Source organism: Bacillus sp. FJAT-45350 (assembly GCF_002335805.1).
In the GTDB taxonomy this organism is placed as follows: domain Bacteria; phylum Bacillota; class Bacilli; order Bacillales; family NISU01; genus FJAT-45350.
In genome coordinates this window covers 2612147-2629038 of the sequence record NZ_NISU01000001.1, presented here as the reverse complement: position 1 = coordinate 2629038, position 16892 = coordinate 2612147, and the positions used below count along the sequence as shown (strand labels likewise).

The window sequence follows — 16892 nt, the reverse complement described above, 5'->3', positions numbered from 1 at the left end:
CCTGACAGTGATATATAATCAAAACACACACTGTATCTATAGTGTTAAAGGAGTTGTGAAATAGTATGAAATTTTTCCCGAAGAAGGGTGAAATGCAAGTTTGGTTAGATAAAGCTAAAACTGTAAATGTAAAAATGGATATAAAAAATTCCGAAATTAAAAAGCAAATGGAAATGATTTCATTTGATAAAGAAGATTTACAGCTTATTCATGCTGTAGAACCACTGATTAAAGAGAATTTAGATGAGTTAATTAATACGTTTTATAATACTATATTAGAAGTTCCACAGTTAAAAAAGATTATAGAGGATAATAGTAATACAAATCGTTTAAGACAAACGTTATCAGTTCATTTAGAAGAGTTATTTAATGGTGTAATTGATGAGCAATTTTTTGAAAAGCGATTAATAGTAGCGAAAATCCACTTTCGTATTGGTTTAGAACCAAAGTGGTATTTAGGGGCTTTCCAAAATTTACAGTCAACGTTTATTGATATCATTTATGAAAACGTTGATTGTAAGGAAGAACAAAGAAGGATAATTAAGGCGATTACTAAAATCCTGAATTTAGAGCAACAATTAGTTCTAGAAGCTTATGAAAATGAAAATATGAAAAATCGTGAAAATGACTATGAGGAAGTAAAGTCAGAGCTAAAAGGAAAAATACTTGTAATAAGTGAAAATCTAGTTTCTTTAGCAGAACAAACAAATGCAGCTGTTGATAACCTTGTACACAATAGTGAAAATGTTAAATCAAATGTAACTAAAAATAAAGATGGCTCTAATCAAGCTCAAGAATTTGCCAAAGTCGGTCAAGTGAAAATGAATGAGTTAACAGAAAAAATAGAGTCGATAGCCCAGCGTACCCAAGTAATGCAAGAATATGTGACGAAGTTAGATGAGTCTTCTAAAAAAATTAATGCTGTTATCAATATTGTTCAAAATATAGCTGAGCAAACGAATCTTCTAGCTCTAAATTCTGCAATAGAAGCAGCAAGAGCAGGAGAGCATGGTCGAGGGTTCTCTGTTGTTGCAACGAGGTTCGTAATCTAGCAGAACAAACGAAAAGTTCGATTACTGAGATTCAAGCTCTTATCCAAGCAACAAATGAGTATACTAATCAAGTAGTGAGTACAATTGAAACTGTTCAGCTTGATGTCACTGAGGGTGAAGTAACGACAAAATCAACTGGGAGCACGTTTCATGATATTGTTAGTTCTATGAAGCAAAATTTAGTTGGTGTAGAAGAATTGGATCAACAAATTATTGCTCTTGTAGATACAATCATTGAAATTGGACAAGCGACATCGAAAGTGGCTAAATCAGCAGAAGAGTTAAATGAAGCAGCTAATAATGCCTAAGCAATAAAATATATGTGTACAAATAGTAAATTTAAAAGACTACTTCCTTACTAATGGGATAGGAGTCTTTTTTTGTTTTGTAAATAATTCTTATATTGAATTTTATTTACAAAAATCTGGATTAGTAAGCATAGTAATGAGACTAATGTCGTACTTATAGTGTGTATTCAAAAGTGAAAATTTCATAGTCAACGGAAGTACTACTTACTTCATAGATTGGGTTTACTGCATTAATTGGAGTAGATTCAAAAAAGATTGGAGAGGATAAGATGCATTGTCCACACTGTGGTGGAGCGGTAGAAGAAGGGGCGAAATTTTGTATTCACTGTGGTAACCAAATTGCTCAGGTAGGAACATCAAATACAGTGAATACAAGCGTAAAAGAAAATGAGTATGTAAAGCAAGGAAAAGAGATGAGTAAACAATACTTTAGTTTTGCACTCCGAGCGTTGAAAAATCCAATGAGCTTTGGTAGGACAACAAATGGAGCTCAGTTGTCTAATGGAATTATATCACTTGTATTATTTTCATTACTTCTCCCTCTGTTTACATATTCAGTTGCGAATAATGTAGGTAGAGGCTACGTGGATGTACCAATTTTTGATGTAGTCGTAAAGCCAATGTTTATGTTTATCCTCTTTTTAGCCGCTTTAAGTGGGATTATGTTTGTCGTTACTAAATTTATGAAACTTGAAGTAACTTTTCGTGATGTTGTTGCTCGGTTTGGTACGTTTGTAACTGTCCCGGTATTTCTTGTGTTAGTAGCAGTTATCTTAGTGACACTATCAATCTACGCTTTTGCATTTCTCTTATTATTTATTGCGTTATGCTGTTTCCTTTTAACGATCACATCAACGATTTACTCGTATCCTAAGGAAAGTAAAGGTGGATTAGACTCGTTTTATGGGGTAGTACTTGCTTACATCATTATGATTATTCTAGGAGTGATGTTTGGTGAGAGTATGTTGAATGGGTTAATTAGTGAGATTCAGAGAGAGTTATTTTTATTTTAGTGAGGGGGATAATTGAGAAAAAAAGCAGTTTATAAGGCTTCGTATGTAGCACGCTTGCTCTGAGGTATTCACCGAGAGCAAGCTTATTCAAAAAGTACAATGGCTCCGTTCATTGCTCTTTCTGTATGCCTAAAAAAGGGGGAGAAGGTTTTGTATTGCAAAAATTGTGGGCACTCATTAAAGGAAGGAGCTTCATTTTGTCCTAGTTGTGGTGAGAAAGTATTAAGTAAGGAACTACGGAGAGAAATAAATTCACCACCAGAGCCGGTTCAGAATAGAAGTTCAAAAAATGTAGGTAAGCAATCTTCTTCAGTAGGATTAATAATTGGGTTGGTAATTGTAGTGATACTTGTTGGTGGGTACTTCTTAGGAGCTAATCATTTTACAAAGGAAAAAGCGGTTTCTCAGTTTATTGATGGGTTGTATTCAAGGGATGCAAGTACACTAACCAAGCTTATTTCACCAATGGATTCACGGACAGCGGTATCAAGTGAGGATTTACAGCCCTTTTTACAGTTACTTGATAGCTCTCCTTCATTGGCAGAAGCAATGTCAGTAGACCTTGAAGAGCAACTTGCAAGTGGAGGAGGGACGTTTCAGTATTTCAAGATAAAAGAAGAAGGTAAGAATTTATTCATTTTTAATCGATATGTATTTGAACCTAAGCCTTATTATGTTTTATTAGAGCTACGTGGACCAGATAGTAGGGTTTTCGTCAATGAGCGAGAAGTGTTAGTTTCGAGTGATAGTCAGAATGAACTCGGTCCCTATTTACCAGGTGTATATCAAATAAGTGCATTCCGTTCTACAGAATATGTTGATTTAAAAGATGATGTTGAAATGATTTTACTAGATAATCCTCAGGAAAATGCTACATTAAATGTTCAAGGGGAGTATGTTCATATTGATTCAAATGACTTAACCGCTAAGTTATTAGTCAATGGGCAGAACACAGGCCTAACAATAGGTGAGTCATCTGAATTTGGTCCGGTCCCTTTTGATGGATCTATAAAGGTGTATGCTCAAAAGGTAAGTAACGGTAAGATATTTGAGACTGATTCCATCTCTATTGATCGCAACTATATTTATTTAGAGCTAAAAGAAGAACAAGAGTCAAAGCAGGTAGTAAAGGAAGTTCAGGTAGTAGAAGAAGTTAGGGTTGTTGAAAGGCCTACGTATGTGTATGTTAATGATGGGTTTATCTTCCCAGATAGTCACTATCGAAAACTAATTCGAAGTGAAGTATCCAGTTTATCGAAGGGAGAGCTTAGAATAGCTAGAAATGAAATCTACGCAAGGCATGGATATCCGTTCCAATCGGAAGACTTACAGCAATACTTTGGTCAAATGTCTTGGTATTACAGAGACCCAGGATACAATGGTTCTTTATCCTCAACGGAAGAATACAATGTTCAATTGATTCAGTCATATGAATAATAAGGTAAAAGGATGGTTTATAGCTAAGAAATAGTGATTATTACTAGGATTTTCTTCAATTCTATCGTAAAGTAGTAAATGGTATATATACTTGTAGAATAGATTGAAACATAGATGAATTGGAGGAAATAGAATATGAGATTAGTCACTCGTTCTGACTTTGATGGACTTGTTACAGCAATGCTTTTAAAACAGTTAGATATGATCGATGAAATGACATTTGTTCATCCGAAAGATATGCAGGATGGAAAAGTAGAGATTACGGAAAATGATATTTTAACAAACGTTCCTTATATTGAAGGTTGTGGTATGTGGTTTGACCATCATGCTAGTGAGTTAAAGCGTTCTGAAGACGAAGGCTTTACTTATAAAGGTGAGGTTCGTATTGCAGATAGTGCAGCGAGAGTCGTTTATGACTATTTCGGTGGTCGTCAGAAGTTTGGTGCCAAGCTAGATGATATTATGGAGGGCGTTGATAAGGCAGATGCTGCAAAATTTAGTAAAGAGGATATTCTTAATCCAGAAGGTTGGGACTTACTCTCTTTTATAATGGATGCAAGGACTGGTCTAGGACGTTTCCGCGATTATCGAATTAGTAACTATCAATTAATGGAGAAATTAGTTGATTTATGTTCCGATGCAACAAGTGAAGAAGTTCTTCAAGATCCGGATGTACAAGAACGTGTAAAAAGATACTATGAATTAAACGAGCAATTCCAAGGAATGCTTAAGGAATATACAAAAACGGATGGAAATGTTATCATCACTGATTTACGTGGTGTAGACCCTATTTATCCAGGGAATCGTTTCCTAGTGTATGCTCTATACCCAGAGCAGAATATTTCACTATGGATTGTAGACGGCTTCCGCAAACAAAACTGTGCAATTGCATGCGGGTACAGCATTGTCAACAAATCCTCAAACACTCATGTTGGACATTTAATGAGAGAATATGATGGAGGCGGTCACCAAGCTGCAGGAACGTGCCAAGTACCATATAATGATGCAGACAAAACAATTCAAGAGATTGTAGAAACGGTGAAAAATGATGGATAGCTTTTAGTAGTTATGAATTATGGGTTATGAATTATGAATTTAAGTATCAAAAGAGGTGAGTACATGTGCTCACCCTTTTTTGGTTTATACATTTATAACTAGTAAATCATAATTCATAATTGCCCTAAAGTAGGTATAGTAGGACAGCGAAGAAGTGGGTGATTGTTCCGCCTAGGACGAATAAGTGCCAGATGGCATGATGGTATCTAAACCCTCGCCACATGTAAAAGATAGCACCAACTGTATAGCACACGCCTCCTACTACTAATAAGACAATGCCATTGTATGGGACATTTGCGACAATATGGTTCCAAGCGAACACTATTTGCCATCCTAAAAATACATAGCCTAATGTTGATATAATTAAATATTTTTTTACGAAAAAGCATTTGAAAACCGTACCGGCAATTGCTACTCCCCACACGATTCCAAACAACGTCCAGCCAAGCCAACCTTTTACAGCAATAAACAAAAAGGGTGTGTACGTACCGGCAATAAAGAAATAAATCGACGAATGATCGAGAATTTCAAAAACATCCTTTGCTTTACCCTCTGGAAAAGCATGAACAAATGTAGATGATGTATACAATAGCACCATTGTTACTCCAAATAACGTAAAGCTAACAACGTGCCACGGGTTACCATAGAGAGAAGAAAACACGATAAGAATTACTAAGGCAGCAATACTTAATAGTGCTCCTATTCCATGTGTAATGGCATTAGCAATTTCTTCGCCTTTTGAAAATGTATGTGTATTCGCCATATCAAAATCCTTTCCTTAGTTAAAGCTATTTCTCACATTATAAAAGCTCAGAGCAGAACATACAATAGTAAGACACTATTCATCATGACTAAAAAGGTTACAATATTATAGTTTTAGGGTATATGGCTTGTAACTTCTAAATTATTACTCTAAAAAACGCTTCTTAAGTTCTTTGGATGGCAAAAGACATTTTTCCTCTTTGCCAAACCACTTATACCGATTCATAGCTATAATCCTATAAAAGAAATCCCTTATGAAATGTGGAAGAAGCTTTACTAGATAAAATGACTTCCAACCACCCTTTAAATGACGACAAATGTGTAGTGCCCCATCTGATTTCACGTAATACCTATCATTATCAATGACTACGATACTATCTAGAGTTGAAGGTAGATTATGTTTTTTTACCAACTCTTTCCCAACGCCACTCTGTAGAGTTGTAAATTGAAAATATCCCTTTGGATCCCTTTTTATTATGAACTGTACACTACGATTGCATAAATGACACTCACCATCAAACAAAACAACAGCCATAACAACAACCCCTCTCTGGTTGAATTATGAATTATGAATTATGAATTATGAATTATGAATTAATTAGGTTTCTATTTTTAAAGAATGGAAGGAATTTTAGACGACTCTAAAATTCGTAATTCATATTTTGTAATTTTTCAGATGCTTTTAAGTTGATTTTACACTATTTGATCATAGGTATGTATTATAGGCACTTACTATTTTATTAAGGAGGGCTTTTTATGGTTACACCTTATAGGCATGAACCCTTTACAGACTTTACTAATCAACGGAATGTCGAGGAATTTAAAGCTGCTATTTCGAAAGTAGAATCTGAGTTAGGTAAAGAGTATCCCCTGATTATAAATGGAGAAAGAGTGACAACAAACGAGAAGATAATTTCTACAAATCCTTCAAATAAAGAAGAAATCATTGGTGTAGTTTCGAAAGCAAATAAGGATATAGCAGAAAAAGCAATATCAGTAGCTCATGGAGTATTTCGTAAATGGAGAAATGTAAACCCAGAGGAACGGGCAAATATCTTAATACGAGCAGCTGCAATTGTTCGTCGTAGAAAGCATGAGTTTTCAGCCTGGCTTGTAAAAGAAGCGGGAAAGCCATGGAAGGAAGCAGATGCAGATACAGCAGAAGCGATAGATTTTCTGGAGTACTACGCCCGACAGATGATTGAGTTAAAGGATGGCAAAGCGGTGTTAAGCCGAGAAGGAGAACATAATCGCTACTTCTACACTCCTATTGGTGTGACGGTAACTATTTCACCATGGAATTTTGCTTTTGCGATAATGGCTGGAACGACTGTGGCACCTATCGTAACAGGAAATACAGTATTACTTAAACCGGCTAGTACGACACCTGTAGTAGCGGCAAAGTTTGTAGAGGTGCTAGAAGAAGCGGGCTTACCAAATGGTGTTGTAAATTTCATTCCAGGTAGCGGGGCTGAGGTTGGTGATTATATTGTCGAACATCCCAAAACGAGTGTAATCACCTTCACTGGCTCAAGGGATGTAGGTGTAAGCATTTACGAAAAAGCTGGTGTTGTCCAACATGGTCAGCAACATTTAAAGCGTGTCATTGTAGAAATGGGAGGTAAAGATACTGTCGTTGTTGATAAGGAAGCTGATCTTGAATTAGCCGCTGAAGCAATTGTTATTTCTGCCTTTGGTTTCTCAGGACAAAAATGTTCAGCTGGATCTCGTGCTGTTGTCCATCAAGAGGTATATGACGAAGTGCTTCAAAGGGTAGAGAAGTTAACGAATAAATTAACTCTTGGAGACCCAGTCATTCAAGAACATTACATGGGTCCAGTCATTGACCAAAAGGCGTTTGATAAAATCATGAGCTACATTGAAATAGGTAAAAAAGAAGGTCGATTAATAGCAGGAGGAAATGGGAATTCTTCTAAAGGTTTCTTTATTGAACCGACAGTTTTTGCTGATGTCGCACCGAATGCAAGTATTATGCAGGAAGAAATATTTGGACCAGTTGTAGCTTTTAGTAAAGCTCAGAACTTTGAGGAAGCGATTGAGATAGCGAATAATACTGAATATGGACTAACAGGAGCGGTCATATCAAATAATCGAGCTCATATAGAACAGGCTAAGCGAGATTTTCATGTAGGGAATTTATATTTTAATAGAAACTGTACAGGTGCCATTGTTGGGTACCACCCATTTGGAGGATTTAAATTGTCAGGTACAGATTCGAAGGCTGGGGGACCTGATTACCTACCTCTTTATATGCAAGCTAAAACAATATCAGAAATGTATTAGATTCACTTTCTATCGGGGGTGAAGCAAATGGTACTAAATAAGCCATTAAAAGCCTTTTTTATTTATCTCTCACAAAATAGACCAATGAACGCAGCGGCTAAAAAGTGGGGTCTTAAGCTTGGTGCATCACAGGTAGTAGCCGGTACAACAATAGAAAGTGCAATTGAAAAGGTTAATGAGTTAAATGATAGAGGGTTATCTTGTACATTAGATCATTTAGGGGAATTTGTTACGACGAAAAAAGAAGCAGAAGAAGCAACGAACTATTGTATTGAAACATTAGATAAAATCGCTAAAGGAAAAGTAGATTGTAATCTATCTTTAAAGCTCACTCAATTGGGTCTAGATATAAGTAAGGAATTCTGCCTAGAGAACATGCGTCGAATTGTTGAGCGAGCAAGGAACTATAATAATTTTGTAAGAATTGATATGGAAGACTACACACATTGTCAGCAAACTCTAGATATATTAACTGAGCTACGAAAGGAATACGATAATGTAGGTACCGTCATTCAAGCTTATTTATTTCGTTCCGAAGATGATGTGACAAAACTACAAGGCATTCCTCTTAGGCTAGTAAAAGGAGCCTACAAAGAATCGAGTAAAGTAGCTATTCAAAATAAGAAAAAAATTGATGAAAACTATTATAAAATAATTCAGTCCCATTTAAAAAGTGGAAGCTATACCGCTATCGCAACACATGACCACCGCATAATTGAAAGAGTAAAGAAATTTGCTGAAAGAGAAAGTATCCCGAAGGACCAATTTGAATTTCAAATGCTTTATGGTTTTCGAACGAATCTACAGATAGCTTTAGTAAAAGAAGGCTATAAAATGAGAGTGTATATTCCATTTGGTGATGATTGGTTTGGTTATTTCATGCGACGATTAGCAGAACGACCTCAAAATGTAAGCTTTGCATTGAGAGGTTTGTTCTCGAAATAAACTAAAAAATGGAGGCTAGGATGAATCAATCGAAAAATATAATCCAACAAACTGAACAGTACGGAGCAAAAAATTATCTGCCACTTCCTATTGTCATATCCGAAGCTGAAGGGGTTTGGGTGAGGGACCCTGAAGGAAACCGGTACCTAGATATGCTAAGTGCCTATTCAGCACTAAATCAAGGACATAGACACCCAAGAATTATTGATGCCTTAAAGAAGCAAGCAGATAAAATCACCCTAACATCACGGGCATTCTATAATGATCAGCTAGGTTCCTTTTATCATAAAGTTGTAGAATTAACAGGCAAAACTAAAGTGCTACCAATGAATACTGGGGCAGAGGCAGTGGAAACAGCGATTAAAGCAGCAAGGCGTTGGGGTTATCGAAACAAAGGGATAACTAAAGACAAAGCTGAAATTATCGTTTGTGAGAATAACTTTCATGGTCGAACGCTAGCTGCTGTCTCCTTGTCATCTAATGATGAATATAAAGAAGATTTTGGACCAATGCTTCCAGGAATTAAGGTTATCCCTTATGGTGATAGTAAAGCACTTGAAGAAGCTATTACAGAAAATACAGCTGCTTTTCTAGTAGAGCCAATTCAAGGAGAGGCAGGAATTGTTATTCCACCGGACGGTTATCTAAAAGAAGTGAGAGAGATTTGCTCTCGAAAAAATGTATTATTTATTGCTGACGAAATACAATCTGGATTAGGGCGGTCTGGACAGTGGTTTGCTTGTGATTGGGAACAGGTTACACCTGATATGTACATTTTAGGAAAGGCATTAGGTGGAGGGGTAATGCCAATTTCCTCAGTGGTAGCAAATCACGAAATATTATCTGTCTTTAATCCAGGCTCTCACGGCTCTACATTTGGGGGCAATCCCCTTGCTTGCGCTACAGCAATTGCAGCTCTCAAAGTCATAGAAGACGAGAAACTAGTAACTAATTCACGTCAATTAGGAGACTATTTAATAAAGAAGTTGCAAGGGTTACAGAGTGATATTGTAAAAGAAGTACGAGGAAGAGGGCTATTTATTGGGATTGAATTAACTCAACCAGCAAGAAAGTACTGTGAAAAATTGAAACAATTAGGTATCCTTTGTAAAGAGACGCATGAAAATGTTATTCGATTAGCACCTCCCCTTGTCATAAAAAAAGAAGAAATAGACTGGGCCTTCCAAAAAATCAAACAAGTACTTTAAAACTCTCTATCTATAATACTAGAAACAGAATGTATTTAATTTTTAACCATTAACAATTCATAACTCATAACTCATAATTCATAACTCATAAAGAGGGTGGGAGTAGATTGAAAAAGAAGATTGGTGTAATTGGTGTGCCTATGGATTTAGGTCAAAATCGTCGTGGTGTAGACATGGGACCAAGTGCTATGCGCTATGCCGGTGTAATTGAAAGGCTAGAAACATTGGGTTATAACGTGCGTGACTATGGGGATATCCCAATCAATCGTCCGGGACGTCAAGTTAAGAAAGATAAAGATGAATTAAATAATTTACAAGAAGTAGTGTCAGCAAATACAACTTTATATTCAAAAATTGCAGAGATGTCAGAGGATGGTGATTTTCCTCTTATGTTAGGTGGAGACCATAGCATTGCGATTGGTTCCATTGCTGGCGTCACTCAAACAAGAAAAAAACTTGGTGTCATTTGGTTTGATGCACACGGTGATTTAAATTGTAATGAGACATCTCCTTCAGGCAATATTCATGGGATGCCATTAGCTGTTAGCTTAGGTATCGGGCACCCTTCATTAACTGGAATTGGAGGAGAGCGTGCAAAAATATCTCCTGAGAACATCGTTATAATTGGAGCAAGATGTTTAGATGAAGGAGAAAAGAAGTTAATTAAGGAAAAAGGAATTAAAGTTTATACAATGCATGAAATAGATCGTATCGGGATGACAAAGGTAATGGAAGAAACGATACAACACGTATCTAATGGAACAGACGGAGTTCACCTTAGTCTAGATTTAGATGGAATTGACCCTAACGATGCTCCAGGTGTTGGAACACCTGTTATTGGAGGAATTAGCTACAGAGAAAGTCATTTGGCGATGGAAATGCTAGCAGAAGCAAATGTTATTACATCAGCTGAATTTGTAGAGGTTAACCCAATACTAGACGACAAAAATAAAACAGCGACGGTTGCTGTAGCCTTAATAGCTTCCCTATTAGGGGAAAATTTACTTTGGTAGAAATGTTTGCATAATTTTCAGAAAATTAGTATACTAGTAGAATAACACTGTTCCGGTGTTATTTTTTTACCCACTTAATGAATGATTATTCATTCATTGTTGTTTTTTATATCTACTAATGAAAGGAGACTTGTTACGTGAATTCAAAACGAGATGTGTTTGTTAAAAGAAATAAGTTGCTATCCAATTTGGTTTGGGGGGCATTCATACTTGGGCTAGTAAGTAATTTTATTAGCAATGTTCCATTGAACGGATTGATAGCCTATTCTATTGCAGGTTTAATAGCCTCAATAGTAATTTCTACATTTGCATATAGAGAATTAATTCCATTTCACCTGCAATATATAGTAGCAATCGCATTTTTAACGTTAACTTTTGTTATGGGTATAACTTCACCTAAACTATCAAACTATCTAATGGTTTATGTAAGCCTCGTATTTATTACTCTGTACCATAATTATCGTTCAATTGCTTTATCAGGAATTGGTGGGTTACTTTTGACTAATTATTTTTTCCTGACTCTTAGAGACACGATGTTTGTTGGTTTAGGTGGAGATACAGCTATGGTAGAAGAAGTGTTTGCAAGCGTTGAAGAACAACATGAGTATATCGAAAATGTCGTAAATCGCTTTAATGAACTAGAAGAAATGAATGAGAAATTAAGTCGTCTTGTTCATCAGGAAAAGTTTGCATGAAATTTCTTTCAATTGAAGAAAATAACGACTGAAACTACTAAAAAAATTGGAGGAGATTAGATGGGTGATTGGAATGAGCAAGCTAGTCGAAATAATAATCAACCACGTCCAGTAAAAACCGATAAGCGAGAGTTATCAGATAAGATGATCCAGGCAGATATTCAGGAAGAAATTAGTCAGGATGCAAAAGGAATGAGGCAAAGATCTCATTAAAATAAGAAAGGGGTGTAGAACATGAAAGACCAACAGCCTAACCTAAATAAATCAATTAAGGATGTTTTAACTGATACTCCTGAACAAGAAGAAATAACGATTAGGTCTGATATAAACCCTAAAGCACCACGAAGTACCACACCATATTATGGTGGTGACTCAGTAGACCAGTATAATGAGTTGAAGGAAGCAAATGAATCTTTTGTTGCTGATAAGGAATTAGGTCAACAAAATGAGAATAATTAGGTACATCTGAAGCTTTAAAAACATAGCTAGAAGTATATTCTAATTAATGGAGCACAACATTAATACGTTTTAAAGATAAGAAGTTGGGATACAAGTCTTCGATAGAGGGTGCAATGGCTCCGTTCGCTACGCGCCATGAAAGGAGAAACCCACTCCTTTCATGGCTTTAAAAAGATGTAGCGACTCCGCTGATTGCTCCGAGGCTGGGATAAAAGGTCAAAAGGACCTTTTATCCTAGCCTCTTATTTGTGTTCCGCTCTTAATTTGGACAGGATTCTGATATAATCTTTAAATTGGTACAAGAATTCAACTAATTTTTTGTTATATCATGACATAATCCTTCATAGATCTTAGTGAATGACATATTTTCCTAGTGATGCGTGTTCCTTTAATTTGGGAAAGAAAGCACCAGTATCTTTTCTAGATTTAACTAAGATTTTTGGAGGGATTGTTATGATTCATCGAATTGATAAATTGTTAATCGATTTACCACGACCCAAACATGCTGACCCAAATGCTGCGACGGCAGTGCAAGAGTTATTGGGTGGAGAATTCGGTGAAATGTCTACGTTAAATAATTATATGTACCAATCGTTTAACTTTCGACAAAAGCGCAAGTTAAAGCCTTTTTATGATTTAATTGCTAGTATTACTGCTGAAGAATTCGGCCATGTTGAGTTAGTTGCAAATACAGTGAATTTGATGCTCGAGGGTGCCACATACCCAGGAGATCCAGATAATCAACCACTTCGTAATGCAGTAGATAAGAGAAGTCTCGATCATTTTATTGCAACAGCGCAAACGTCTACGCCTGGAGATAATATGGGTAGGCCTTGGGATGGAAGAAATGTATTTAATAGTGGTAATTTAATATTAGACTTACTTCATAATTTCTTCTTAGAATGCGGAGCACGTACCCATAAGATGAGGGTGTATGAGATGACTGATAATCCTGTAGCTCGTGAAATGATTGGTTACTTACTTGTTCGAGGAGGAGTGCATGTTGTCGCATATGCCAAAGCTCTTGAAGTTGCGACAGGTGTAGATATGACCAAGATGATTCCTATTCCAGATCTTGATAATAAAAAGTTTGATGCTACTCGAAAGTTTGAAGAGCAAGGAATTCATCGTAAGTTATATACATGGAGTCCTTCAGATTATCGTGACATTGATAAAATTTGGAAAGGAAAACACCCTAGTGATGGTCAGCCTGTAGAAGTGATTATAGGTTCACCAGAAGGAGCGCCAATGCCTGATTATGAGGAAGTCCCTCAACTGTTTGCGCCTGGTATATCACATGAAGACTTTAATGAAATAGCGAAACGATTGCAAAGAGAAGCTGGATTATAGTATTCAATAGGTCGGTCCAAGAGAGAGAAATATTCTTTTGGACCGATTTTATTTAATTTTTATGCTGCTGATAATGTTCATTCATTATTCTAACAGCTTCTTTCGCATCATTTGCATATAAGCATCCCTTAAAACCATGATTTGAATCGAGGGCTAAACCACCTAGTAGAATGCCAATATGAGGGGAGTGCCCCTGAATTCTTTCAATGACTCTTTTTAATAATTGAAGGTTATGAGGCATTGTCACAGAAAAGCCAACATAATCGATTTTCTTCTTATTTAAAAATGCAAGTAAATCATTGACTGGTAAGGTGACTTCGAGGTTGTGAATGTTCCATCCATTAACCTCGAGAGCATCGGAAACTATTTTTAGAGGTAGTTTATGTTGTTCAGTTCCTAAAGTTAATAGTGCAACCTTACCTTTTGTTATACCTTCCTGAATGTAATTCGGTAGCTTAATATTCATTATTTCTCTTATTAGAACAGAAACAATGTGCTCTTCGGCAATTGTGAGTTCTCCAACTTCCCATTTATCACCGATTTCCTTCAAGATTTTTGCAAATATATTTGTATAGATGTCTTCAACTCTCATTCCATCAGCAAGTTTTTCGAAATAATATATTGCATCGTTTCGCTGACCTTGTATGAGGCTATAGAAGAATTTTTTCCATTCATGCTTTTCTTCCTGTTCATGTTTGACCAAGGATTGGTCAAATGTGTTGATATGAGTAACTTTAATTGTAAAGTCGGTGGGGAGTTCAAAGGTAGATTCTGTTTGGATTTCTTGAATGAGTGGAAGGTAGGGTTTTGCATGATTTACATACATAATTTTTGCAAGCTTTTCATTAGATAAACGTACAGTGGTCTGTGGTGGGTATATTTGAAGGAGAAGACAGAGATGCTTAATAATTTCTAAATCAAATTGTTCATCGTTGTTTAATAAAAATTGTATGGCTTCAATTGAACTAAGAGCTTTTCGATAGTGACGTTTTAAGGATAGAGCTGAAAAGACATCAACAACTGAAAGTATTCGTAACTCTGTATCAATTTCATTTTCTTTTAGTTGACTGGGATATCCGTTCCCATCTAGTCTTTCGTGATGGTGTTTGGTTAATTTTAGTATTTTTTGCGAGAAATTCATTTTTGATAAGATTTTTTCACCGTGGTTCACATGCTCTTTTAATTGATTGTACTCCTCGATTGTCAACTTATCTGTTTTCTGTAAAACTGACTTTTGAATCGACTTTTTCCCTATGTCATGTAGTAAACAACCAGAAGCGAACTCTTCAATATTTTTAACCTTTAGCATTTTGGCTATCAATGAGCTGATGATAAATACATCAAATGAATGCAGAAAGCTGTCATAATCCCATTCTTTTAACTGTGTGAGTAGTTTTTTACTATCATTAGTGATTATTTTAGTAAAGAGGTTGGATAGCCAATGAATTTCCTCAATATTGTTTAAAGCTAATCCGTATCGAGATTCAAGAAAAATTTCTTTTAATGTTTCATAGAACAAATACGAGTTTTCTTCTATTTGCTGAGATTGACTATTACTCTGAGTTTGACCAGTGGTAGTTATTTTTTTCTTCTTTTCTGGTGTATCTGATTGGACATAGATTTCGTTTACTCCCAATTTTTTCAGCTTTTCCTTTAAGGATTTTGTTAACGTGGTTCCTTCTTTGAGGATAAGTTTGTTTTGATAGTAAACATCTTTAGCTATTATTTCATCTGCGTATGCATCTTTAAGCTTTTTCATAATCATACTTACCAATCCCTACTTAAGAAAACTATATTCTAATAATACGCTATGTTAGTTTGTCTATTTAGTGAAGGGCGTGTGTTGCTAATAAGGGTAAATAGGCGTAGTATAGCACAATTCAAATGTATAAATATGGTACAAAGTAACGATGAAATAAGGTGTTTTTTAGGAACACCTTATGTTCGTTTTTTATCAAAATGAGTTTATAATAAAAGAAAGATATGGAGTTTGTAATGATAGGAGTTAAGCTATGTTCCAGCCTACAGAAAAAGATAATCCACTAAAATCAAACTTCTATGACCTAGAAGGTATTGTTGATTATATAAGTGATATGCTTGGATGTCCTGTGACACTTGAAGATGGTAGTCATAGACTTTTGGCATATAGTAAACATGATATAAGAACAGATACCGCTAGGATAGAGACAATTATTTCGAGACAAGTCCCACAGTCTGTCATTCATCGCTTATGGAAAAAAGGGATAATAGAAAAATTACATCAAGATGAAAAGCCCGTTAGGATTAAGGCGATAGATGATATCGGGCTAGGAAATCGTGTAGCAATCTCGATTCGTAAGCAACAAGAAATACTAGGGTATATTTGGATACTAGAGCTAGATAAGTCGTTAACGAATGCTGGTTTATCTTTTTTACAAGAGGCAACAGAAACAGTGAAGACATTCTTATTAAAAAGAAGTTTGCAGGAAAAGAGGAAGGAAGAAGGCTACCAACAATTCTTTTGGCAGTTACTTACCGGAGGAATTCGTTCAAGAGATAGAATAGAAGCTAATTTTCATAAATTAGCACTAGCCTTACCGTCATCCTTTTCTGTCATAGTTTTTCATTTTGAAACCTCTTTGTCTGAGGCATTAAAAAGACAGATAACGTATTTTTTGCATGCTAGTGAACATGTGGATATTCCCTTCTTTTTATTTCAAGAAAATGAATTAACTCTGTTTGTTGTAAAAAACAAAGGGAATCTAGATGAAACGATGTTACGTGAATTTATTCGGTTTGCTATTGAGCAATGGGATCTACGCTATCACATAAAAAACGTAAAAAGCTGCCATGGTTTTATTTATCAGGATGTTCTTAAAACGGAGAACAGTTATAAAGAGGCGTTAAAGGCATTAGCATTAAAAGAGCAATTCCCTAAAGAGCTAGAAAATGTTCTTAGCTATCAAGGGCTTGGGATTTATCGTTATTTAGAAGGAATAGTAGAGAATAGAGAAAATGAGAGTCACTTCCCATTGTCATTACTAACATTAAAGTCCTATGACGATAAAAATCAAACAGAACTCTTTCAATCTCTTGAGGTCTATTTAGACTCTGATTGTCATGTAAATGAAGCAGCAAAAATCCTTCATATTCATCCAAACACACTAAATTATCGAATAAAACGTATCGTTGAATTAACTAATATTAACCTGTCTGATCCGAAAGAGAAATTAGATTTATACTTAGAGTATAAATTACGTAGGTTATTGTAGGGAGAAAGGAAAAGGGTTTTTTTCTCTTTTGCCTTGCTC

The 16892-nt window shown here is 35.7% G+C and carries 15 protein-coding genes and 2 pseudogenes; 14 read left to right on the top strand and 3 right to left on the bottom strand.

What is annotated here, in order from left to right; translation table 11 throughout:
* Positions 1–65: 65 nt before the first annotated feature.
* The 5 genes and pseudogenes from CD003_RS22700 to CD003_RS13185 form a co-directional block, all read left to right on the top strand.
* A pseudogene (locus CD003_RS22700) lies at positions 66–599 on the top strand (protoglobin domain-containing protein); the annotation flags it as partial.
* Positions 600–608: 9 nt separating this feature from the next.
* Positions 609–1360: pseudogene (locus tag CD003_RS22695) on the top strand (methyl-accepting chemotaxis protein).
* A gap of 269 nt (positions 1361–1629) precedes the next feature.
* Positions 1630–2373, top strand: a complete 744-nt coding sequence (locus tag CD003_RS13195; protein WP_096201568.1) for a zinc ribbon domain-containing protein — start codon at positions 1630–1632, stop codon at positions 2371–2373.
* Between the two features lie 150 nt (positions 2374–2523).
* On the top strand, positions 2524–3810 hold the full coding sequence (locus CD003_RS13190) for a TcaA 3rd/4th domain-containing protein (protein WP_179295547.1): 1287 nt from the start codon (positions 2524–2526) through the stop codon (positions 3808–3810).
* 135 nt (positions 3811–3945) lie between these two features.
* On the top strand, positions 3946–4866 hold the full coding sequence (locus tag CD003_RS13185; RefSeq protein ID WP_096201566.1) for an exopolyphosphatase: 921 nt from the start codon (positions 3946–3948) through the stop codon (positions 4864–4866).
* A gap of 124 nt (positions 4867–4990) precedes the next feature.
* Here CD003_RS13185 and trhA read toward each other — a convergent pair whose 3' ends face one another.
* Together trhA and CD003_RS13175 are read right to left on the bottom strand one after the other, a co-directional pair.
* Positions 4991–5629 carry a PAQR family membrane homeostasis protein TrhA gene (trhA, locus tag CD003_RS13180; RefSeq protein ID WP_096201565.1) on the bottom strand — a complete coding sequence of 213 codons (639 nt, stop codon included), beginning with the start codon at positions 5627–5629 and terminating at the stop codon, positions 4991–4993.
* 144 nt (positions 5630–5773) lie between these two features.
* Positions 5774–6163, bottom strand: a complete 390-nt coding sequence (locus CD003_RS13175; protein ID WP_096201564.1) for a thiol-disulfide oxidoreductase DCC family protein — start codon at positions 6161–6163, stop codon at positions 5774–5776.
* A 221-nt stretch (positions 6164–6384) separates the two neighbouring features.
* Here CD003_RS13175 and pruA point away from each other — a divergent pair, with 221 nt between their 5' ends.
* The 8 genes from pruA (at position 6385) to CD003_RS13140 (ending at position 13602) form a co-directional block, all read left to right on the top strand.
* Complete coding sequence (gene pruA / locus CD003_RS13170; protein ID WP_096201563.1) at positions 6385–7932, top strand: L-glutamate gamma-semialdehyde dehydrogenase; 1548 nt, start codon at positions 6385–6387, stop codon at positions 7930–7932.
* A gap of 27 nt (positions 7933–7959) precedes the next feature.
* Positions 7960–8877 carry a proline dehydrogenase family protein gene (locus CD003_RS13165; protein ID WP_096201562.1) on the top strand — a complete coding sequence of 306 codons (918 nt, stop codon included), beginning with the start codon at positions 7960–7962 and terminating at the stop codon, positions 8875–8877.
* Between the two features lie 20 nt (positions 8878–8897).
* Complete coding sequence (locus tag CD003_RS13160; RefSeq protein WP_096201561.1) at positions 8898–10085, top strand: ornithine--oxo-acid transaminase; 1188 nt, start codon at positions 8898–8900, stop codon at positions 10083–10085.
* 140 nt (positions 10086–10225) lie between these two features.
* On the top strand, positions 10226–11098 hold the full coding sequence (rocF, locus tag CD003_RS13155) for an arginase (RefSeq protein WP_373558573.1): 873 nt from the start codon (positions 10226–10228) through the stop codon (positions 11096–11098).
* A 137-nt stretch (positions 11099–11235) separates the two neighbouring features.
* A complete protein-coding gene (locus tag CD003_RS13150; protein ID WP_096201559.1) occupies positions 11236–11793 on the top strand; it encodes a hypothetical protein in 558 nt (185 codons plus the stop codon).
* 60 nt (positions 11794–11853) lie between these two features.
* A complete protein-coding gene (locus tag CD003_RS21905; protein WP_179295546.1) occupies positions 11854–12006 on the top strand; it encodes a hypothetical protein in 153 nt (50 codons plus the stop codon).
* Between the two features lie 21 nt (positions 12007–12027).
* Positions 12028–12252, top strand: coding sequence for a hypothetical protein (locus tag CD003_RS13145; protein ID WP_096201558.1), 225 nt, complete (start codon positions 12028–12030; stop codon positions 12250–12252).
* Between the two features lie 453 nt (positions 12253–12705).
* The gene (locus tag CD003_RS13140; RefSeq protein WP_096201557.1) at positions 12706–13602 is read left to right on the top strand and encodes a manganese catalase family protein; all 897 of its coding nucleotides are present in this window, start codon (positions 12706–12708) and stop codon (positions 13600–13602) included.
* Between the two features lie 52 nt (positions 13603–13654).
* On the opposite strand, the gene CD003_RS13135 is transcribed toward CD003_RS13140, so the two are convergent.
* Positions 13655–15367 (bottom strand): HD domain-containing phosphohydrolase, encoded by a 1713-nt coding sequence (locus CD003_RS13135; RefSeq protein ID WP_096201556.1) that lies wholly within the window; start codon positions 15365–15367, stop codon positions 13655–13657.
* A gap of 247 nt (positions 15368–15614) precedes the next feature.
* Between CD003_RS13135 and CD003_RS13130 the strand changes: the two genes are divergently transcribed.
* Entirely contained in the window at positions 15615–16853 is a 1239-nt protein-coding gene (locus CD003_RS13130; protein WP_096201555.1) for a PucR family transcriptional regulator, read from the top strand.
* Positions 16854–16892: the final 39 nt, after the last annotated feature.